Here is a 20,266-nt window from a genome sequence, read left to right on the forward strand (position 1 = left end):
TCAGCCCTCGCCCCCCTCGGAACCGCCCGGGGCGCCGGTCGCGCCGCCCGTCGGCTCGCCACCGCCCGTGGGGTCGCCGCCGCCGGTCGGCTCGCCACCGCCGGTCGGCTCACCGCCGCCGGTCGGCTCACCCGTCGGATCGCCGGTCGGGTCACCCGTGGGATCGCCGGTCGGGTCACCGGTCGGATCGTTCGTCTCGGTGTGCGAAGGCGTCCACGACGGCGTGTCCGGCTGCTCCCAGCCCCCGTCGCCGGTGCCGCCCCCGCCCGAGCCCTGCTCGGTGCCCGGGTCGGTGGTCTCCTGCGTCTGCTCGTCGCTGGGCGAGGAACTCGGCGACTCCTCGCCGGTGCTCTGGGAGGTGGTCGCCGACGGGCTCTTGTCCGTCTCGGTGCCGCCCTTGCCGTCGTCGCCGTTGTTCAGGGCCAGCGCGACGCCCGCCGCGATGGCGATCACCGCGAGGACGGCCAGTATCCACAGCTTGCCGCGACCGCTGCCCTTGTTGCCGCGGCCCTCGAAGCCGCCGTCGTCCCCGTCGTAGCGGCCCGGCAGGATCGGCTGGGGGATCTGCTGGGTGCCGGACGCCCCGTGGTCGGCGGGGTGCGGCATCACCGTCGTACCCGCGAGACCGGCCGACGGGGTGTGCCGGCCGTCGTGCGCGGCGACCGGGCCGGTGTTCCAGGTACCGGTGTGGCCGCCCTGCTCGTACAGCATCTGCAGCCCGTACTGGACCAGGCCGCGCATCTCCTCGGCGGTCTGGAAGCGGTCGTCGGGCTCCTTGGCCAGCGAGCGCATCACCAGGCCGTCCAGCTCCGGCGGGGTGGCGTCGGAGACCTCGGACGGGGGCGTGGGAATGTCCTGCACGTGCTGGTAGACCACCGACAGCGGGGTCTCGCCGGTGAACGGGGGCCGCAGCGCGAGGAGTTCGTAGAGCAGGCAGCCGGTCGCGTACAGGTCGGAGCGGTGGTCGACGGCCTTGCCGAGGGCCTGCTCGGGGGAGAGGTACTGCGGGGTGCCCATGACCATGCCGGTCTGCGTCATCGTCGACTGGGCGCCGTGCAGGGCGCGCGCGATGCCGAAGTCCATCACCTTGACCGCGCCGGCGTTGGTGATGATGACGTTGGCGGGCTTGATGTCGCGGTGCACGATGCCGTGCTGGTGCGAGTAGGCCAGAGCCTCCAGGACCCCGGAGACGATGATCAGCGCTTGCTCGGGGCCGGGCGCCTCGGCGTTGAGGAGGAGGTCGCGGATGGTGCGCCCCTCGACGATCTCCATCACGATGTACGGCACGGACTGGCCGCCGACGACGTCCTCGCCCGAGTCGTACACGGCCACGATGGCGTGGTGGTTGAGACCGGCCACCGACTGTGCCTCGCGTGTGAAGCGGGCCTTGGAGACCGGGTCCTCGGCGAGGTCCGCGCGCAGCAGCTTGACCGCCACGGTGCGCCCGAGGCGGACGTCCTCGGCGGCGAACACCTCGGCCATGCCGCCCCGCCCGAGCCTGCGGGTCAGCCGGTACCGGCCGTCGCCGACCAGGCCGCCGTTGCCCCAGTTCTCCGGCGCGTCAGACATACCGCCGCCAGATGCCTCGGGTTCGGACGGGCCCTGGGCGCGCTGCTGCTGTGCCATCAGTCCTCGCCGTCGTTTCTGCCCGCGGTACGCGCGGTGTTGTTACGGTCTCCGTCGGCCACGCTACAGCCTTCGCGGGGGCCTCCGGTCCGAGATGGGCGCCGGGACCGGACATGAGACGGACCGGTCATGAAACCCTGGTTCCGTACTGTCGTGCAAATTCCGTGTACCGGCGGTACGCCCGCTGTAACGCTTCCGCGACGCTTCTTTCGCGTACGGTCACGGAACGGGCACCGCGCTTGACGTGTCGGTGCCCTGGGGCAGACTTGGCCGGGAATAGCACTTTCGATCACGAGCGCGCGTGCCGCTGCCACCGGCGCCCGCCGTCTATGGGGGACGCAGAGACATGAGCCAGGACGCCGCCGGACAGGGACGGTACGCGGGGCGGGCGCTCGCCGGCGGCCGTTACCAGCTGCGCGACTTGCTCGGCGAGGGCGGTATGGCCTCCGTGCACCTGGCGTACGACTCGGTCCTCGACCGCCAGGTCGCGATCAAGACGCTGCACACCGAGCTGGGTCGCGAACAGGCCTTCCGTGAGCGCTTCCGCCGCGAGGCCCAGGCCGTGGCCAAGCTCACGCACACCAACATCGTCTCGGTCTTCGACACCGGCGAGGACGATCTGGACGGCATGACGACGCCGTACATCGTCATGGAGTACGTCGAGGGCAGGCCGCTGGGCTCCGTGCTCGACGAGGACGTGCGGCAGCAGGGCGCGATGCCCGCCGACAAGGCACTGAAGATCACCGCCGACGTGCTGGCCGCCCTGGAGATCAGCCACGAGATGGGCCTGGTCCACCGGGACATCAAGCCGGGCAACGTGATGATGACCAAGCGCGGCGTGGTCAAGGTGATGGACTTCGGCATCGCCCGCGCCATGCAGTCCGGCGTGACCTCGATGACGCAGACCGGCATGGTCGTCGGCACCCCGCAGTACCTCTCGCCGGAGCAGGCCCTCGGCCGCGGCGTCGACGCCCGCTCCGACCTGTACTCGGTCGGCATCATGCTGTTCCAACTGGTCACCGGGCGCCTGCCGTTCGACGCCGACTCGCCGCTCGCGATCGCGTACGCGCACGTGCAGGAGGAGCCGGTGGCCCCGTCCACCGTCAACCGCGCCCTGCCCCCGGCGGTGGACGCGCTGGTGGCCCGCGCGCTGAAGAAGAACCCCAACGAACGCTTCCCCAGCGCCGAGGCCATGCGCGACGAGTGCCTGCGGGTCGCGGCCTCCTTCCAGGCGGCCCCGCCGAGCATCGTGCCCGGCGCCCAGACGTCGAACGGCGCGGGGGTCGGCTCCGCGGTCTTCCCGCCGGTCGACCAGAGCACGCCGGCGCCCACGGGCCCGGTGCAGACGCCGTACCAGCCGACGCCGGCCCCCGGCCCGAACCCGTACGGCACCCCGGCCCCGGCGGCGCACTCCCCGGCGTACGGCTATCCGCAGCAGGGCGGATACCAGACGCCGGCCCCGTCGCCGTACGGGCAGCAGCAGGGGGCGTCGACGCCGCCGCCGTACAACCTGACACCGTCGGCCCAGGGCTCCGGTTCCCCGGGCGGCGGCAAGAGCAACAAGCCGGTGATCATCGGCTCGATCGTGGTCGCCGTCGTGGCCGTCGGCGCGCTGGTCGGCGCCCTGCTGATGAACAGCGGCGGCGACGAGGACCCGGAGGCCGGCGGGGGCGGCACGGCGAGCGTGTCGGCGTCGCCGTCGAAGGCGGCGGGCTACCGCGGGCCGGACACGGAAAGGACCATCGAGAAGGACGAGTGCACCGAGCCTGAGGAGTCGTACAACGACCCCGACAAGATCAAGGTGCCGGACTTCACCTTCAAGTACATCGGCTCGGTCAAGGAGTGCTTCAACGCCGCGGGCTGGCGGATGAAGGTCGTCGACGTCGACGAGAACACCTATGGCGAGGGCTCGGTCCGGGACCAGTTCCCCACGGCGGGCACGGACGTCGACCCGGAGAACATGCCGGAGATCCAGCTCAAGGTCTCGACGGGCAACCCGCCCTCCGAGTGAGCCCGTGACGACGTGACGGACGGCTGACGCCGAAGGGCCCGGCAGCACACGCTGCCGGGCCCTTCGCGATATCCGTGCCTACATGACTAGAGGTAGGGGCCGCCGGAACGGCCGCCCGGGTGCGGGGGCTCCTCGCCCTCCGGGGCGGTGCCGGGCGGCAGCGCGCGGCGCATCTGCTCCAGCTGGGCCCGGGCGGCCATCTGCTGGGCGAACAGCGTGGTCTGGATGCCGTGGAAGAGGCCCTCCAGCCAGCCGACCAGCTGTGCCTGCGCGATCCGCAGTTCGGCGTCGGTCGGGGTGCCGTCGTCCGTGAAGGGCAGCGAGAGCCGCTCCAGCTCCTCCACCAGCTCCGGGGCCAGACCGTCCTCCAGCTCCTTCACCGAGCTGGCGTGGATCTCCTTGAGCCGGACCCGGCTCGCCTCGTCCAGGGGCGCGACCCGCACCTCTTCGAGCAGCTGCTTGATCATGCTGCCGATCCGCATGACCTTGGCGGGCTGCTCCACCTGCTCGGTCACCGGAATCTCGCGGGAGTCGTCGTCCCCGCCGCCGCTGAGCGCCATTCCGTCCTGGCCGACGACCAGGATCTGGGGGTTCTCCGGCGACCTGTCGTTCCTCGGCATCTCCATGTGGCCATTGTCGCGCACCCGGGAGGCGCGGACGGGTGGTGCCCCCGCGGAAACGGCCCCGACGCGTTCGGCGGCGCCCGGAATGCCGGTCTCACCGACCGGTGTGAGGCTTGTTCCGTCGATTTCCCCGACGCTTTCCACGACCGCTCATCACCGGGAGGGGGTCACGGACGTGACTCCATGGCTGCGCACACTGCGGGCGACGGGGCTGGCGGGTGCCCTGGGGGCCGGCGCGGTGGTGGCGCCGTACGCGGCGGGGCCGGCCCACGGTGCCGGGTTGCCGGCGTCGGCACCGGTCGCGGTGGTGGTGGCGGCGCCGTCGCCGGGGCCCTCCGCGCCGGGGGCGGTCGCCGTCCCGGACGGCTCCGGCACCCATGACGGGCGGGGCGGTCACGAACGTCCCGGGCGCGCCGACGGCCACGACCGCACGGAGCGGCCGGACCGGCCGGACGCCGGACCCTCCTCCCGGCCCACCGAAAACTCCGGCCCCGGAGATGGAGCGGGGCGCCGGCCACCCAAGTCCTCGTCCCCCTCGTCCTCCACTACCTCCGCCGCCTCACCGTCGGCGTCCGGCACGGCCGACCCCGGCCCCTCCCGGGGCGGAAAGCAGCCGGGTGAGGGCAGGCAACGGCCCGGACGCGACGAGGAGCGCGGGCGGGAGCGGGACGGCAGGGACGAGAACGCCGACCGGTACCCGGACGACGACGCCGCCGTCGGCGTCCCCGAGGACCCGGCCACCGCCGCGCCGCCCGGTGCGACCGAGGCCGCCGAGGTGTCCCCGGCCGCCCCGTCCCGGTCCCCGGCGCAGAGCGGCACGCCCACCCGGGCGGCCGCCGAGCCCGTCCTGCGAGTCCTCCCGCTCGGCAGCGGGCTGGTGCTCATCGGCCTCGGCCTGGCCCTGGGCCTCGCGGGGCTGCGCCTGCGCCGGGGGTGACCCCCGCACAGCCCAGGCGCCCACCCCGGCACCGGCCGTGCGCCGCCTACGGGGCGACCAGCAGCACCTTGCCGATGTGCCCGCTCTCCTCGACCACCCGGTGGCCCTCGGCGGCCTCGCTCATCGGCATCTCTCGGTCGACGACCGGGCGGACGTGTCCCCCGGCGAACAGCGGCCAGACGTGCTCCTTGACGGCCGCCACGATCGCCGCCTTCTCCTCCAGGGGCCGGGCCCGCAGCGAGGTGGCGCTGACGGCGGCGCGCTTGGCCAGGAGCGTGCCGATGTTCAGCTCGCCCTTCCGGCCGCCCTGCATGCCGATGATCGCGAGACGGCCGTTCACGGCGAGGGCCTGGACGTTGCGGTCCAGGTACTTCGCGCCCATGTTGTCGAGGATGACGTCGGCGCCGGCGCCGCCGGTGGCGTCCTTCACCTCGGCGACGAAGTCCTGGTCCCGGTAGTTGATCAGGACGTCCGCGCCCAGCTCGGCGCAGCGCTCCAGCTTCTCCTTGGTGCCCGCCGTCACCGCGACCTTCGCTCCGACGGCCTTGGCGAGCTGGATCGCCATGGTGCCGATGCCGCTGGAGCCGCCGTGCACGAGCAGCGTCTCGCCGGGGCGCAGGTGGGCGACCATGAAGACGTTTGACCAGACGGTGCAGACCACCTCGGGCAGTGCCGCCGCCCCCTTCAGGTCGACGCCCTGCGGCACCGGCAGCAGCTGGCCGGCCGGGACGACGACCTTCTCGGCGTAGCCGCCGCCCGAGAGCAGCGCGCACACCTCGTCGCCCACGGCCCAGCCGGACACGCCGGGGCCGAGCGCGGCCACGCGTCCGGAGCACTCCAGGCCCGGGTAGGGGGAAGCGCCGGGCGGGGGGTCGTAGAAGCCCTGGCGCTGCATGATGTCGGCGCGGTTGACGGCGCTGGCCGCCACCTCGACCAGGACCTCGCCCTCGCCGGGCTGCGGGTCGGGAACCTCGGCCCACACCAGCGACTCGGGGCCTCCGGGTTCGGGAATCGTGATCGCATGCATGGGGCCGACGCTACTCCTGTGCCCCCGTCCCCCTCCCCGCCGGAAAATCCCCGTGCGTCGGCGATGAGTTTGCGCGACGGTAAAGGTCTTCCCATGCGTAGCCCAAGAACGCGTACACGAAGAACGCGGAAGGACCCACAGCATGAGCACGCACACGTCCGGACTCGCCATTCAGACCGAGGGCCTGGTGAAGACGTTCGGTGAGACCCGGGCCGTGGACGGGGTGGACCTCGCGGTGCCCGCCGGCACGGTCTACGGCGTTCTCGGCCCGAACGGCGCCGGCAAGACCACCACGGTGAAGATGCTCGCCACCCTGCTGCGGCCGGACGGCGGCCAGGCCCGCGTCTTCGGTCACGACGTGGTGCGCGAGGCCGACGAGGTACGCGGCCGGGTGAGCCTCACCGGGCAGTACGCGTCCGTGGACGAGGACCTCACCGGCAGCGAGAACCTGGTCCTGCTGGGCCGGCTCCTCGGGCACGGCAAGGCGGCGGCGCGGGAGCGCGGCGACCAGCTGCTGGCGGCCTTCGGGCTGACGGACGCCGCGGCGAAGCAGGTCAAGCACTACTCGGGCGGCATGCGGCGGCGCATCGACATCGCCGCCTCCATCCTCAACACCCCCGACCTGCTCTTCCTCGACGAGCCCACCACCGGGCTCGACCCACGCAGCCGCAACCAGGTGTGGGACATCGTGCGCGCGGTCGTCGCCCAGGGCACGACCGTGCTGCTGACCACGCAGTACCTGGACGAGGCCGATCAGCTGGCGTCCAGGATCGCCGTCATCGACAAGGGGCGGGTGATCGCCGAGGGCACCAAGGGCGAGCTGAAGTCCTCCGTCGGCGCCGGCTCCGTCCATCTGCGGCTGCGGGACGCGGAGGAGCGGCCCGAGGCCGAGCGCGTCCTGCGGAACCTGCTGGTGGCCGAGGTGCAGCTGGAGCCCGACCCGGTGGCGCTGACCGCACGCCTCGGGGCGGCGGCCAGTGACACCGCCGCCGACCAGGCGGCCAAGGCGCTCGGTGAGCTGGCCCGGGCCGGCATCACCGTCGACAGCTTCTCCCTGGGACAGCCCAGCCTCGACGAGGTCTTCCTGGCGCTGACCGGGCACGACACCGGCCAGAGCACCGACGGCGGCTCCGGCACTGACACGAAGGGCGAGGTGGCGGCATGAGCACGGCCACGAGCACCGAGGACAAGGGTCTCTCCGCGGTCAGCACCGAGTCGCTGGCGGCCCTGCTGGTGACCAGGGAGCGGCCGCCGCGGCCCAGCGCCTGGTCCACGTCCCTGACCTTCGGCTGGCGCGCGATCCTCAAGATCAAGCACGTGCCGGAGCAGCTCTTCGACGTCACCGCCTTCCCGATCATGAACCTGCTGATGTTCACGTACCTCTTCGGCGGTGCGCTGGCGGGTTCGCCCGGTGACTACATCCAGTTCGTACTGCCGGGCATCCTCGTGATGTCGGTCGTGATGATCACGATGTACACCGGGGTCTCGGTGAACATCGACATCGAGAAGGGCGTCTTCGACCGCATCCGCTCGCTGCCCATCTGGCGGCCCTCGGCGATGGTCGGCTACCTCCTCGGCGACGCCCTGCGCTACACCATCGCGTCCATCGTCATGCTCGCCGTCGGACTGCTGCTCGGTTACCGGCCCGACGGCGGGTTCGTCGGCGTGGTCGCCGGGATCACCCTGCTGCTGATCTTCTCGTTCGCCTTCTCGTGGATCTGGACGATGTTCGGGCTGATGCTGCGCACCGAGAAGTCCGTGATGAGCGTCAGCATGATGGTGATCTTCCCGCTCACCTTCCTGTCCAACGTCTTCGTCGACCCGAAGACCATGCCGGGCTGGCTGCAGGCCTTCGTCAACAACAGCCCGATCACCCACCTGGCGTCCGCGGTGCGCGGGCTGATGGCGGGCGACTGGCCCGGCGTCGAGATCGCCTGGACGCTGGGCTGGGCGGGCCTGTTCCTGCTGGTCTTCGGCCCGGTCACGATGCGGCTCTACAACCGCAAGTAACAGGGGAGAAGGGCGGCTCAGTCGCGGGGGAACGGGCGGGCGTCGGGCGTCACATGGGTGGCCGGCGTCGCCCGTACGATCGTGATCAGGCGGTCCGTCAGCTCCAGCCCGCCGACGGCCGGGTCGTCGTAGCCCAGGACCCGGTGGCCGCGGATCACGCTCACCACCAGGTCCTCCACCTCCCGCGGGTTCTTGCCCGCCTCGGCCTTTATGACGGGCCGTTCGATGAGATCGAGCCCGCTGCCCTGGCTGATCAGATCCTCCATGACCATGCCGGCGGCGGGGCTGAGCACGGAGAGCCCCAGCAACCGGCCGGCGGCGCTGGCGCTGGTGATCACCGCGTCGGCGCCGGACTGCTTCAGCAGCGGCGCGTTCTCCTCCTCGCGGACCGCGACCACGATCTTCGCGCCGCGGTTGAGCTGGCGGGCCGTCAGTGTGACCAGCACGGCCGTGTCGTCGCGCTGGGTGGCGATGATGATCTGCTTCGCCCGGTACGCCTCGGCCCGGTTGAGCACGTCGCTGCGGGTCGCGTCACCGACCACACCCGCGTAGCCGTGGGCCGTCGCGGCCTCGATGGCCTTTCCGCTGGGGTCGACCACGACCACCTGGTCCTTGCGCAGCCCCGTCGCGCAGACGGTCTGGATCGCCGACCGCCCCTTGGTTCCGAAGCCGACGACGACGGTGTGATCGCGCAAGGCGGACCTCCAGCGGTTCAGGCGCCACTCCTCCCGAGTGCGCTCGGTGAGGGCTTCCAGCGTGGTGCCGACCAGGATGATCAGGAAGAGCACGCGCAGCGGCGTGATGACGAAGATGTTGGTCAGCCGGGCGGCGTCGCTGACCGGCGTGATGTCACCGTAGCCGGTGGTGGAGAGGGTGACGGTGGCGTAGTAGAAGGAGTCGAGGAGGTCGACGGAACCGTCGGAGTTGTCGGTGTAGCCGTCGTGGTCCGCGTAGACGATGACGGCCGTCACCACGAGGACCAGCAGGGCGATGGACAGCCGTTTGGCGACCTGCCGGAACGGGTGCTCCACCAGCTTCCTGGGGAGTTTCACCTTGTGGGTCACGAAGTGCTCGTCCGCCTGCCGAGCGATCGCGTCCTGGCCCGGAAGTTTCACGTGAAACACACCCCGATTCCGCCGGCCGCCCAGGGCAGGTCGAGCAGTTCGGCCTCCTGGCCGGACCGCGCACCGCCAGGGGGTACGACGGCCAGGGCGTCGGCGGCCGCGACACCGCGCAGCATCGCGGGGCCGTTGTAGTGCAGCGGCACGGCACCCTCGTCGCGCAGCACGACGGGCACGAGCCGGGTGTCATACGGGTGCCCGTGCACCGCGTCCCGCAGCGGCAGCGTGTACGGCTCGGGCGCCGGACGGGCCGCGAGGGTGCGCAGCAGCGGCTCGGCGAGGGTGAGCAGGCCGGAGACGGCGGCGAGGGGATTGCCGGGCAGTCCGACGAGGTGCTGGTCGCCCTTGAGGCGGGCCAGCAGCATGGGGTGCCCGGGGCGCACCTCCACGCCGTCCACGAGGAGTTCGGCGCCGATCCGGCGCAGGGTCGGGTGGACGTGGTCGACGGGGCCCGCCGCGGTGCCGCCGGTCGTGACGATCAGGTCGGCGTCGGAGGCCGTGACGGCACGGTGCAGCGCCTTGGCGTCGTCGCCGATCCGGCGCACGGCGCGGACCTCGGCGCCCAGCGCGCGCAGCCAGGGCGGCAGCATCGGGCCGAGCGCGTCCCGGATGAGGCCGTCGTGCGGGAGGCCCTCGGTGAGCAGTTCGTCGCCGAGGACGAGGACGTCGACGCGGGGGCGGGGGACCGCGGTGAGGGTGTCGTACCCGGCCGCGGCCGCGAGGCCCAGCACCGCCGGGGTCGCGAGGGTGCCGACGGGCAGCAACTGGTCGCCGCTGCGGCACTCCTGGCCGCGCGGGCGGATGTCCTGACCGTGGCCGACCTCGCGGGTGGGGTGCAGGCGGCCGCGTTCGTCGGTGCGGCCGTGCTCGGTGCGCAGTACGGCGGTGGTGTCAGCGGGGATCCGCGCGCCGGTGGCGATGCGGACGGCCTCGCCGTCGGTGAGGGGCGCGGGTTCCGCGTGTCCGGCCAGGACGCCCTCGTCGCGCACCTCCCAGGGGCCCGGTCCTGCGAGGGCCCAGCCGTCCATCGCGGAGGTGTCGAAGGAGGGCAGGTCGGTGAGGGCGGCCAGGGGCGCGGCCAGGGTGAGGCCGAGGGCGGCGTCGAGGGGCACGGCGACGGGGGTGCGGCGGGCGGCGCGGGCCGCGGCGCGGGCGGCGCGCTCGGCGGTCGCCCGGGCCTCGGGCCAGGGGGTCGCGCCGTGGTGGGAGTCCGCCGGGTGGTGCGGGGCGGGCGTGCCGTGTCCGCCGCGGCCCGGGTGGGCGGGGCCGCGGTGGGCGGGGCCCGGGTTCTCCTTCACGAGGGCGAGCGCCTCCTCGACGTCGAGGTCCTCGGCCTCCGTGTCGGCCCGCGTGCCGGGGGAGGTCATCACGCGTCCGGGCGGGTGTCGGGGGTGGCGTCGGGAGCCACGTCGGGCGTGTCCTTCCCCGGGGCGGCACCGGCGTCGGCGGCCTCCTCGGCCCAGCGCAGGGCGAGGGCCGCGGCCTTGCGGGCGGTCTCGGCGACGGCCTCGGGGCCGCCCTGGGCCCGCCCGGCCGCGTAACCGACGAGGAAGGTGGTCAGCGGGGCGGCCGGCCTGGCCACTCCGTGGGCGGCGTCGCGCGCGAGATCGAGCAGGACCTTGGTGTCGACGTCCAGGTCGATGCCCAACTCGTCCTTCGCTGCGGAAATCCATTCATCCAACACGTGACCATGCTCCCTGATGCGTGCCCTTGCGGTGGCCAGGTCGTCCCAGGTGTCGCAGTCGAAGGAGGCGACGGCGTCCGGGACGCGGGTGAGGCGCAGAGCGCCGGTCAGGCGGCGCAGCGGCAGCCCGGTGAGGTCCGGTTCTCCGTCCCGTGCCGCCCGGTCGCGGGCGAGCGCGGCGAGTTCGCGGCGCAGTGCGGGCGCGCGGTACGCGGCGACGAGGGGCTGGTCGCGGCCGTCGGCGTCGGTGAGCAGCGCCCCGTCGGCATCGCCCGCGGCGAGGGACGCCAGCAGCCGCGCGACGGTCGCCGGGGCGAGGAACGGCAGGTCGGCGGAGACCACCACCACGTGCTCCGCGGCGGTGTGCCGCAGCCCGGCGGCGAGGGCGGCCAGCGGTCCACCGCCCGGCGGGTCCTCGCGCGCCCAGGTCACCGGGCGGGCGGTGGGCCGGGGCTCGGCGACCACGACGGTGGTCCCGGCTCCGGCACAGGCGGCGAGCACCCGGTCGAGGAGCGCGCGCCCGCCCACCCGCAGACCGGGCTTGTCCACGCCCCCGAGCCGCCGGGCGGCCCCGCCGGCGAGCACGACGGCGTCGTACCCGGCGCGGCCGGGTTCCGTCGGCCCGGGATCCGGCGCGGGGTCGGTGTCGGCGCCTGGGTCGCCGGGGGGCTCGTACGCGGTCACCCCCCGAGTATGGGGCCCTCGGCGATCACAGGGAACGCAGGGGAGCCCGCGCGATCGGCGGGCGTGCGGACACACCGTCACCTTGCGGGCGTCATCGCCCCGGTCGCAGGCGTCGTCGCCCCGGTCACAGGGTGCGCAGCAGCACCGCCGGCTGTTCCACGCAGTCCGCCACGTACCTCAGGAAACCGCCCGCCGTGCCGCCGTCGCACACCCGGTGGTCGAAGGTGACCGAGAGCTGTACGACCTGACGCACGGCCAACTCGCCCTCGTGCACCCAGGGCTTGGGGACGATGCGGCCGACGCCGAGCATGGCCGCCTCGGGGTGGTTGATGATGGGTGTGGAGCCGTCGACGCCGAACACGCCGTAGTTGTTCAGCGTGAAGGTGCCGCCGGTCAGGTCGCCCGGCGTCAGCCGCCCCGCGCGGGCCGCCTCGGTCAGCCGGGTGAACTCCGCGGTGAGCCCCTCGGTGTCCCGCGCGTGCGCGTCCCGGACGACCGGCACGACCAGCCCCCGGTCCGTCTGCGCGGCGAAGCCCAGGTGGACGCGGTCGAGCCGGACGATCTCCCGGGCCTCCGTGTCGACCGTCGAGTTCAGCTCCGGGAAGCGGGCCAGGGCGGCCGTGCAGATCCTGGCCAGCAGGGCCATCAGGGAGATCTTGGGCCCGCCGGACGCGTTCATCGCGGTGCGCGCCCGCATCAGCTCGGTCGCGTCGGCGTCCACCCAGCAGGTCGCGTCCGGGATCTCGCGCCGGCTGCGGGCGAGCTTGTCGGCGACGGCGGCGCGCACGCCCTTGAGGGGCACGCGGGTGCCGTCGGGGTGCGGGACTGCGGAGGTGGACGAGGAGGCACCGGAGGACGCGGACGCGGCGTCCGGCACCCGGATCGCCCCGGCCTCCTGGTCCGCCGTACGGCCGCCCTGCGCGGCGGCGGCACGCAGCGCGTACTCCACGTCCGCCCGCAGGATCAGCCCGTCCGGACCCGAACCGGCCAGCTCGCGCAGGTCCAGGTCGTGCTGCCGGGCCAGCCTGCGCACCAACGGGGAGATGACGGGGACCGGGCCGTCCGCGGGCTCGGCGACACGGACCGGGCCGTCCACCGGGCCGGCAGCGCGGACCCTGCCGTTCGCCCGCCCCGAGACGCCGGTGGCCGCCGGACGGTCGGGCCGCACCCTGCGGCGCCGCGCGGGTGCCTCGGAGGTGCCGTAGCCGACCAGGACGTTGCCGGAGCCCTCCGCCTTCTTCTCCGCGGCGGGCGTCTTGGCGGCCGGTGCCTCGGCGGCACCAGTGTCCCGCGCCGGGCCGTCGGCCGCCGCGTCCTCCGCGCCGTCGACCTCGCCGACCGCCACGGTCACCAGCGGCGCCCCGACCGGCAGCTCCGCGCCCTCCTCGCCGAAGCGGGCGGTGACCACACCGCCGTAGGGGCAGGGCACCTCGACCATCGCCTTGGCCGTCTCGACCTCGACGACCGGCTGGTCCACGGCGACCACGTCGCCGACTTCGACCAGCCAGCGCACGATCTCCGCCTCGGTGAGTCCCTCGCCGAGGTCGGGCAGCCTGAACTCCAGGCTGCGCCCGTCAGAAGCGTGTGCCATCAGCTTTCGGCCTCCCACTGCAGGCGCCCCACGGCGTCCAGGATCCGGTCCACACCAGGCAGGTGGTGACGCTCCAGCATCGGCGGAGGATACGGGATGTCGAACCCGGCCACACGCAGCACCGGCGCCTCCAGGTGGTGGAAGCAGCGCTCCGTGACCCGGGCCGCGATCTCCCCGCCCGGGCCCCCGAAGGAACCCGACTCGTGGACGACGACCGCGCGTCCCGTCCGCCGCACCGAAGCGCACACCGTTTCGTCGTCGAACGGCACCAGGGAGCGCAGATCGACGACTTCGAGGTCCCAGCCCTCGGCCCGGGCCGCCTCGGCCGCCTCCATGCAGACGGCCAGCGACGGTCCGTACGTGATGAGTGTGGCGCTCCGGCCGGAACGCCGCACCACCGCGCGGCCCACCGGTTCAACGGACGCCGGCTCCTCGGGGTTCCACGAGTCCTTCGACCAGTACAGCCGCTTCGGTTCGAGGAAGACCACCGGGTCGTCGGAGGCGATGGACGCGCGCAGCAGCCCGTAGGCGTCGGCGACCGTCGCGGGCGTGACGACATGGAGCCCCGGAGTCGCCATGTAGTACGCCTCGGACGAGTCGCTGTGGTGCTCGACGCCGCCGATGCCGCCGCCGTAGGGGACGCGGATGGTCAGCGGCAGGGGCATCTTTCCGCGGGTGCGGTTGCGCATCTTGGTGACATGGCTGACGACCTGCTCGAACGCCGGGTAGGCGAAGGCGTCGAACTGCATCTCGACGACCGGGCGCAGCCCGTACATCGCCATGCCGACGGCGGTGCCGAGGATGCCCGCCTCGGCGAGCGGCGTGTCCGTGCAGCGGTCCTCGCCGAACTCCGCGGCGAGCCCGTCGGTGACCCGGAAGACGCCGCCGAGCGTGCCGACGTCCTCACCGAGGACGTGCACGCCCGGGTCGGCGGCCATGGCGTCGCGCAGCGCGCGGGTGAGGGCCTGCGCCATGGTGGCCGGCTTGGCGGCGACGGTGGTCATCGACGTCCCCCTTCCGGTGCTCCGGTCTGCCCTGCCGTGGTCTCGGCCTCCGCGGCCAGCTCCGCGCGGAGCTGGTCCCGCTGCTCGCGCAGCTGCGGTGTGGGCTCGGCGTAGACGTGGTCGAAGAGGTCCAGCGGGTTCAGCTGCGGGTCCTGGTTCATACGGGCGCGCAGGTCGGCGGCCATGGTCTCGGCGTCCTCGCGGGCGGCGCGGATGCCGTCCTCGTCGAGCAGGCCGCGCTCGGTCAGCTCCCGCTCCAGCAGCTCGACCGGGTCGTGCCGGCGCCAGGTCTCCACCTCGGCGTCGCCGCGGTAGCGCGTGGCGTCGTCGGCGTTGGTGTGCGCCTCGACGCGGTACGTCACCGCCTCCACCAGGGTGGGGCCGCCGCCCGCGCGCGCGTGGCGCACGGCGTCGGACAGGACCTCGTGCACCGCGGCGACGTCGTTGCCGTCGACCAGGCGGCCGGGCATCCCGTAGCCGACGGCCTTGTGGGCCAGCGACGGGGCGGCGGTCTGCTTGTCGAGCGGGACGGAGATCGCGAAGCCGTTGTTCTGCACGAGGAAGACGACCGGGGCCCGCCAGACGGCGGCGAAGTTGAGCGCCTCGTGGAAGTCGCCCTCGCTGGTGCCGCCGTCGCCGACCATGGCGAGGGCGACCACGTCGTCGCCCTTGAGGCGCGCGGCGTGGGCGAGACCCACGGCGTGCGGCAGCTGGGTGGCCAGCGGCGTGGACAGCGGGGCGACCCGGTGCTCGTAGGGGTCGTAGCCGGTGTGCCAGTCGCCGCGCAGCAGGGTGAGGGCCTCGACGGGGTCGACGCCGCGGGAGACGACCGCGAGGGTGTCGCGGTAGCTGGGGAAGAGCCAGTCGCGCTCCTCCAGGGCCAGCGCGGCGGCGATCTCGCACGCCTCCTGGCCGGTGCTGGAGGGGTAGACGGCCAGCCGGCCCTGCTTGGTCAGCGCCGTGGCCTGCGCGTTGTAGCGCCGGCCGCGCACCAGCCGGGCGTACAGCGTGCGCAGCAGCTCGGTGTCGGCGCGGTCCGCGGCCTTGGTGCCGAGGACGCGGTGGGGCTCCGTGTCGGGCAGCAGCGGCGCGGGGTCGGTTCGGGGCTGCCAGGCGGGCGGCGGTGTGGGCCGGTACGCGCCCCGCTGCTCCATGACCGTCATGACGCACCTCCTCGTGGGAGACGGCTCCGGGCTCGCCACGGGTGTGACGGGCCTCACCTACCGATTGTTCGGTCGCCGGCACATTTTGGCTACATGCGGCCCCAGGCTGTGGACAAACGGTTCTCCACAGCCTGAGATGGACGCAGTACGTCCATGAGGGGAAGGCGGGGGCACGTGGCAGCTGAACAAATGGCCGACCGCCCCGGGGAGGGCGGCGGCGCGGACGAGGCCGGCACCCCGCCGCCCCCGCGTCCGCTGGACGCCATCGACCAGGACATCCTGCGCATGCTCCAGGCGGACGGCCGGGCCTCCATACGGTCGGTCGCGGAGCGGGTGCACGTCTCGCGCGCGAACGCCTACGCACGCATCAACCGGCTCGTCGAGGACGGCGTCATCCGCGGTTTCGGCGCCCGCGTCGACCACGAACGCGCCGGGCACGGCACCTCGGCGTACATCACGCTGAAGATCGTCCAGAACTCCTGGCGGACGGTCCGCGCCCAGCTGCGGCAGCTGCCCGGGGCCTCGCACATCGCCCTGGTGGGCGGCGACTTCGACGTCCTGCTGCTGGTGCACACCCCGGACAACCGCGCCCTGCGCGAGCTGGTCCTCAGCCGCCTCCAGGCCATCCCGGAGGTGCTCAGCACGCGCACCCTGCTGGTCTTCGAGACCGAGGACCTGGAACCGCAGAGCTGACCGGCGGGGCCGAGACCAGGGCCGGAACCGTGACCGGGGCCAGGACCGAGACCGGCCCGACCGGCCCGGTGCCGCTGCGACCGGCCCGGTGCCGCTCCGACCGGCCCGTACGGCTCAGGACGCCTTGCGCAGTCCCCCGAACACCAGCCGCGCCACCGCGTCGACCACCTCGCGCTCGCCGGCCCCGCCGCGCCCGTCGGGACCCTCGGGCCGGTACCACTCGACGATCGAGTTGATCATGCCGAAGACGAGGCGGGTCGCGAGTCGCACCTCCACGTCCTCACGCACGTCCCCCTCGGCCGCCGCGGCCTTCAGCAGCGCGGCGACCCGGTGGTCGAACTCGCGCCGCCGCTCCAGCGCCCACCGCTCGGTGCCGGTGTTGCCGCGCACCCGCAGCAGCAGCGTCACGTAGGGCAGCTCGGCCATGAGCACCTCGACCATGCGCCGCACGACGTACTCGAGGCGCTCGGCGGCGGTCCCCACGCGCGCGTGCTCCTCGTCGAGGATCCCGAAGAGCTCGTCCAGGGCCCGGCTCACGGCCCGGCGCAGCAACTCCTCCTTGCCCGTGACGTGGTGGTATATCGACGACTTGGAGATCCCCGCCGCCTTGGACAGGTGCTCCATGGAGGTGCCGTCGTAGCCGCGCTCGATGAAGACCTGCACGGCGACGGACAGCAGCGTCTCGGGCGTGTACGTGTCGCGCTTGGCGGTGGTCATGAGGGGGTGCCCTCCCGTGCGTCGGCGGCGGCGGCGTGGCGGTGGAGCGCGAGGGACGGGGCGCAGCGCCCGGACGGTTCCCACTCATGGATGTGGGACAACAGGTCGCGGGCCCAGGTGTCACGGAGCCGACGGTTCCATTCGAAGGGGCCGAGGGGGTAGTTCACACCCAGTCGCATCGCCGTGTCGACGTCATCCGGGGTGGCCACGCCCCTGGCCACGGCATCGAACGCCAGATCGATGATCCGGGCGACGGTCCGGGCCACGATCATGCCGGGGACGTCGCCGACGACGCTGACCTTCTTGCCGAGCGCCTGGAACAGGCCGGTGGCCCCGGACAGCAGGCCCGGACGGACGCCCGCGGACGCGGACAGGGCGATCCGGGTGGCCGCGCGGTAGTCGAGGGCGAGGTCGAAGTGGACGAGGTCCTCGGACCCGGGCAGCCCACCGTCGGTGAGGCACAGCGTGCCGCCGTCCGGCAGGACGATCCGTCCCGCTCCGTACCCGTCCGCCGGACGCACCTCGACGCCCGCCTCCCGGATCAGCTCGACCAGTTCGGCCGCCGGTCCCAGGTCCCCCTCGACGACGACGTACGCGGGCGCCTCGGCCGGTGGGGCGGTGTGCGGCCCAGGGCGCTCCGCGCCCTCGCGGTAGTCGTACCAGCCCTGCCCGCTCTTGCGGCCGAGCCGGCCGGACTCGACCAGGCGGCGCTGGGACAGGGACGGGGTGAAGCGCACGTCCTGGAAGAACGCCTGCCACACGGAGTGCGTCACGGACTCGTTGACGTCCTGGCCGATGAGGTCGGTCAGCTCGAAGGCGCCCATCCGGAAACCGCCCGACTCGCGCAGCACGGCGTCGATGGTGGCCGGGTCGGCGGCCCGCAGCTCGTGGACCGCGAGGGCTTCGGCGTAGAAGGGCCGGGCGACGCGGTTGACGACGAAGCCGGGGGTGTCGGCACAGGTGACCGGGGTCTTGCCCCAGGCACGGGCCGTCTCGTACGCGCGCGTGGCCGACGCGGGGTCGGTGGCGAACCCGGAAACCACCTCCACCAGCGGGAGCAGCGGCGCGGGGTTGAAGAAGTGCAGGCCGACGAAGCGGCCGGGGACGCGCAGCGCGCCGCCGACGGCGGTGACGGACAGGGAGGAGGTGTTCGTGGCGAGCAGGCAGTCGTCGCCGACGACGTCCTCCAGCGCGCGAAACAGCTCCTGCTTGACGTCGAGACGCTCCACGACCGCCTCGACGACGAGCGCGCAGTCGGCGAGCGCGTCGAGGGACTCGGCGGACGTGAGCCGGGCCCGGGCGGCGTCCCGTTCGGCGCCGGTGAGGCGGTCCTTCTCGACGAGCCGGTCGAGCCGGGCGCCGATCGCGTCGGCCGCCTCCCGGGCGCGCCCGTCGACGGAGTCGTACAGCCGCACGGGGTGGCCCGCGACCAGCGCCACCTGGGCGATGCCCTGGCCCATGGTGCCGGTGCCGACGACGGCCACGGGGCTGCTGAGGTCGAGTGCTGTCATGTGCGCGATCCTCCCGCACGGGGTTTTCCACAGATGCGGCGGTCCCCCTTGTCCCGACCGATCGTTCGGTTACTCTAGCCGTGTCCGCCTGTTCCTGCCCAGGTTTCCCCCCAGGTCACGACTCGACGGAGAGCTCGTGAGACGAGGAGTTGGTCCCGCATGGCCGCCGAACTCACCGCACACCAGCTGATCGCCCAGCACCGGCCGACCCTGGACCTGGCGCTGGAGACGATCCGCACGCGCGCGTACTGGTCCCCCCACCCGGAGCACCCCAAGGCATACGGGGAGAACGGCAGCCTGGACACGGCCGCCGGGAAGGCCGCCTTCGACGCCCTGTCCGGCACCCGCCTCGACCTCGGCCAGCCCGGCACCGACGGCTGGGTGGGCGGCGAGGTCTCCCCGTACGGGATCGAGCTGGGCGTCGAGTACCCGCACGCGGACCTCGACGTGCTGCTGCCCGCCATGCAGGCCGGCCAGAAGGCGTGGCGGGACGCGGGCGCGGAGCTGCGCGCGATGGTCTGCCTGGAGATCCTCAGGCGGATCGCCGACCGGACCATGGAGTTCGCCCAGGCGGTCATGCACACCTCGGGACAGGCATTCATGATGGCCTTCCAGGCGGGCGGCCCGCATGCCCAGGACCGCGGCATGGAGGCCGTGGCCTACGCGTACGTGGAGCAGTCCCGCACCCCGGAGACGGCGGAGTGGACCAAGCCCCAGGGCAAGCGCGATCCGCTCGCGCTCACCAAGCGGTTCACCCCGGTCCCGCGCGGCATCGGCCTGGTCGTCGGCTGCAACACCTTCCCGACGTGGAACGGCTACCCGGGCCTGTTCGCCTCCCTCGCCACCGGCAACGCGGTCCTGGTCAAGCCGCACCCCCGCGCGGTGCTGCCGCTCGCGCTCACCGTCCAGGTCGCCCGCGACGTCCTCACCGAGGCCGGCTTCGACCCGAACCTGGTCGCGCTGGCCGCCGAGCGCCCCGGCGAGGGCATCGCCAAGACCCTGGCCACCCGCCCGGAGATCCGGATCATCGACTACACCGGCTCCACCGCCTTCGGCGACTGGCTGGAGGCCAACGCCCGCCAGGCCCAGGTGTACACGGAGAAGGCCGGCGTCAACACGGTGATCGTGGAGTCGACCGACGACTACAAGGGCATGCTCGCCAACCTGGCGTTCTCGCTCTCCCTGTACAGCGGCCAGATGTGCACCACCCCGCAGAACCTGCTGATCCCCCGCGACGGCATCCGCACCGACCAGGGCGACAAGACCTACGACGAGGTCACCGCCGACCTGGCCCGCGCCGTCGACGGCCTCCTCGGCGACGACGCCCGCGCGAACGCCCTGCTCGGCGCCATCGTCAACCCGGACGTCAAGGCCCGCCTGGAGGCCGCCGCCGGTCTCGGCGAGGTCGCCCTGGCCTCCCACGAGGTGGCCAACCCGGAGTTCCCGGACGCGGTCGTGCGCACCCCGGTGATCGTCAAGCTGGACGGCGCCAAGCCCGAGGACGAGGCCGCCTACACCAGCGAGTGCTTCGGCCCGGTCTCCTTCGCCGTCGCCGTCGACTCCGCCGACCACGCGGTGGAGCTGCTGCGCCGCAGCGTCCGCGAGAAGGGCGCGATGACGGTGGGCGCGTACACGACCGACCCGGAGGTCGAGGAGGCCGTGCAGGAGGTCTGCCTGGACGAGGCGGCCCAGCTCTCGCTGAACCTGACCGGCGGGGTGTACGTCAACCAGACGGCCGCCTTCTCCGACTTCCACGGCTCCGGCGGCAACCCGGCGGCCAACGCGGCCCTGTGCGACGGCGCCTTCGTGGCCAACCGCTTCCGGGTGGTGGAGGTCCGCCGCCCGGCCTGAGCCGACGGCACCA

Annotated in this window: 17 protein-coding genes; 6 read left to right on the plus strand and 11 right to left on the minus strand. The window is 73.3% G+C overall.

Going from position 1 to position 20,266, the window contains the following annotated elements:
• Window positions 1–1,626 (minus strand): protein kinase domain-containing protein, encoded by a 1,626-nt coding sequence (locus IE258_RS06925; RefSeq protein ID WP_189740295.1) that lies wholly within the window; start codon window positions 1,624–1,626, stop codon window positions 1–3.
• A 346-nt stretch (window positions 1,627–1,972) separates the two neighbouring features.
• On the opposite strand from IE258_RS06925, the gene IE258_RS06930 reads away from it, so the two are divergent.
• Window positions 1,973–3,637, plus strand: a complete 1,665-nt coding sequence (locus IE258_RS06930; protein ID WP_189740298.1) for a Stk1 family PASTA domain-containing Ser/Thr kinase — start codon at window positions 1,973–1,975, stop codon at window positions 3,635–3,637.
• Window positions 3,638–3,723: 86 nt separating this feature from the next.
• Here the strand turns inward: IE258_RS06930 and IE258_RS06935 are convergent, their stop codons facing one another.
• Complete coding sequence (locus IE258_RS06935; RefSeq protein ID WP_052836664.1) at window positions 3,724–4,263, minus strand: bacterial proteasome activator family protein; 540 nt, start codon at window positions 4,261–4,263, stop codon at window positions 3,724–3,726.
• Between the two features lie 172 nt (window positions 4,264–4,435).
• On the opposite strand from IE258_RS06935, the gene IE258_RS06940 reads away from it, so the two are divergent.
• Entirely contained in the window at window positions 4,436–5,197 is a 762-nt protein-coding gene (locus IE258_RS06940) for a hypothetical protein (RefSeq protein WP_189741207.1), read from the plus strand.
• A 46-nt stretch (window positions 5,198–5,243) separates the two neighbouring features.
• Here the strand turns inward: IE258_RS06940 and IE258_RS06945 are convergent, their stop codons facing one another.
• The gene (locus IE258_RS06945) at window positions 5,244–6,224 is read right to left on the minus strand and encodes an NAD(P)H-quinone oxidoreductase (RefSeq protein ID WP_189740301.1); all 981 of its coding nucleotides are present in this window, start codon (window positions 6,222–6,224) and stop codon (window positions 5,244–5,246) included.
• A 142-nt stretch (window positions 6,225–6,366) separates the two neighbouring features.
• On the opposite strand from IE258_RS06945, the gene IE258_RS06950 reads away from it, so the two are divergent.
• Both IE258_RS06950 and IE258_RS06955 read left to right on the plus strand, forming a co-directional pair.
• Entirely contained in the window at window positions 6,367–7,389 is a 1,023-nt protein-coding gene (locus IE258_RS06950) for an ATP-binding cassette domain-containing protein (protein ID WP_189740304.1), read from the plus strand.
• A complete protein-coding gene (locus IE258_RS06955; RefSeq protein ID WP_189740307.1) occupies window positions 7,386–8,234 on the plus strand; it encodes an ABC transporter permease in 849 nt (282 codons plus the stop codon). Before IE258_RS06950 ends, IE258_RS06955 begins: the two co-directional genes overlap by 4 nt.
• Before the next feature lie 17 nt (window positions 8,235–8,251).
• On the opposite strand, the gene IE258_RS06960 is transcribed toward IE258_RS06955, so the two are convergent.
• The 6 genes from IE258_RS06960 to pdhA form a co-directional block, all read right to left on the minus strand.
• The gene (locus IE258_RS06960) at window positions 8,252–9,349 is read right to left on the minus strand and encodes a potassium channel family protein (protein ID WP_123625314.1); all 1,098 of its coding nucleotides are present in this window, start codon (window positions 9,347–9,349) and stop codon (window positions 8,252–8,254) included.
• The gene (locus tag IE258_RS06965; protein ID WP_189740312.1) at window positions 9,346–10,722 is read right to left on the minus strand and encodes a molybdopterin molybdotransferase MoeA; all 1,377 of its coding nucleotides are present in this window, start codon (window positions 10,720–10,722) and stop codon (window positions 9,346–9,348) included. Before IE258_RS06965 ends, IE258_RS06960 begins: the two co-directional genes overlap by 4 nt.
• Window positions 10,722–11,723, minus strand: a complete 1,002-nt coding sequence (locus IE258_RS06970) for an NTP transferase domain-containing protein (RefSeq protein ID WP_189740315.1) — start codon at window positions 11,721–11,723, stop codon at window positions 10,722–10,724. Before IE258_RS06970 ends, IE258_RS06965 begins: the two co-directional genes overlap by 1 nt.
• 124 nt (window positions 11,724–11,847) lie before the next feature.
• Complete coding sequence (locus IE258_RS06975; RefSeq protein WP_189740318.1) at window positions 11,848–13,314, minus strand: dihydrolipoamide acetyltransferase family protein; 1,467 nt, start codon at window positions 13,312–13,314, stop codon at window positions 11,848–11,850.
• A complete protein-coding gene (locus IE258_RS06980) occupies window positions 13,314–14,318 on the minus strand; it encodes an alpha-ketoacid dehydrogenase subunit beta (protein WP_127895337.1) in 1,005 nt (334 codons plus the stop codon). Before IE258_RS06980 ends, IE258_RS06975 begins: the two co-directional genes overlap by 1 nt.
• On the minus strand, window positions 14,315–15,481 hold the full coding sequence (gene pdhA, locus IE258_RS06985) for a pyruvate dehydrogenase (acetyl-transferring) E1 component subunit alpha (protein ID WP_189740321.1): 1,167 nt from the start codon (window positions 15,479–15,481) through the stop codon (window positions 14,315–14,317). The genes IE258_RS06980 and pdhA overlap by 4 nt, the downstream gene beginning before the upstream one ends.
• Window positions 15,482–15,670: 189 nt before the next feature.
• Here pdhA and IE258_RS06990 point away from each other — a divergent pair, with 189 nt between their 5' ends.
• Entirely contained in the window at window positions 15,671–16,174 is a 504-nt protein-coding gene (locus IE258_RS06990; RefSeq protein ID WP_127895338.1) for an Lrp/AsnC family transcriptional regulator, read from the plus strand.
• A gap of 114 nt (window positions 16,175–16,288) precedes the next feature.
• On the opposite strand, the gene IE258_RS06995 is transcribed toward IE258_RS06990, so the two are convergent.
• Complete coding sequence (locus tag IE258_RS06995; RefSeq protein WP_159324974.1) at window positions 16,289–16,891, minus strand: TetR/AcrR family transcriptional regulator; 603 nt, start codon at window positions 16,889–16,891, stop codon at window positions 16,289–16,291.
• On the minus strand, window positions 16,888–18,402 hold the full coding sequence (locus IE258_RS07000; protein ID WP_189740324.1) for a 3-hydroxyacyl-CoA dehydrogenase: 1,515 nt from the start codon (window positions 18,400–18,402) through the stop codon (window positions 16,888–16,890). The genes IE258_RS06995 and IE258_RS07000 overlap by 4 nt, the downstream gene beginning before the upstream one ends.
• 159 nt (window positions 18,403–18,561) lie before the next feature.
• Between IE258_RS07000 and paaN the strand changes: the two genes are divergently transcribed.
• Window positions 18,562–20,253 carry a phenylacetic acid degradation protein PaaN gene (gene paaN, locus IE258_RS07005; RefSeq protein ID WP_189740328.1) on the plus strand — a complete coding sequence of 564 codons (1,692 nt, stop codon included), beginning with the start codon at window positions 18,562–18,564 and terminating at the stop codon, window positions 20,251–20,253.
• The last annotated feature ends 13 nt before the right edge of the window (window positions 20,254–20,266 follow it).

It is taken from the genome of Streptomyces tendae, assembly GCF_014650435.1.
GTDB lineage: Bacteria > Actinomycetota > Actinomycetes > Streptomycetales > Streptomycetaceae > Streptomyces > Streptomyces tendae.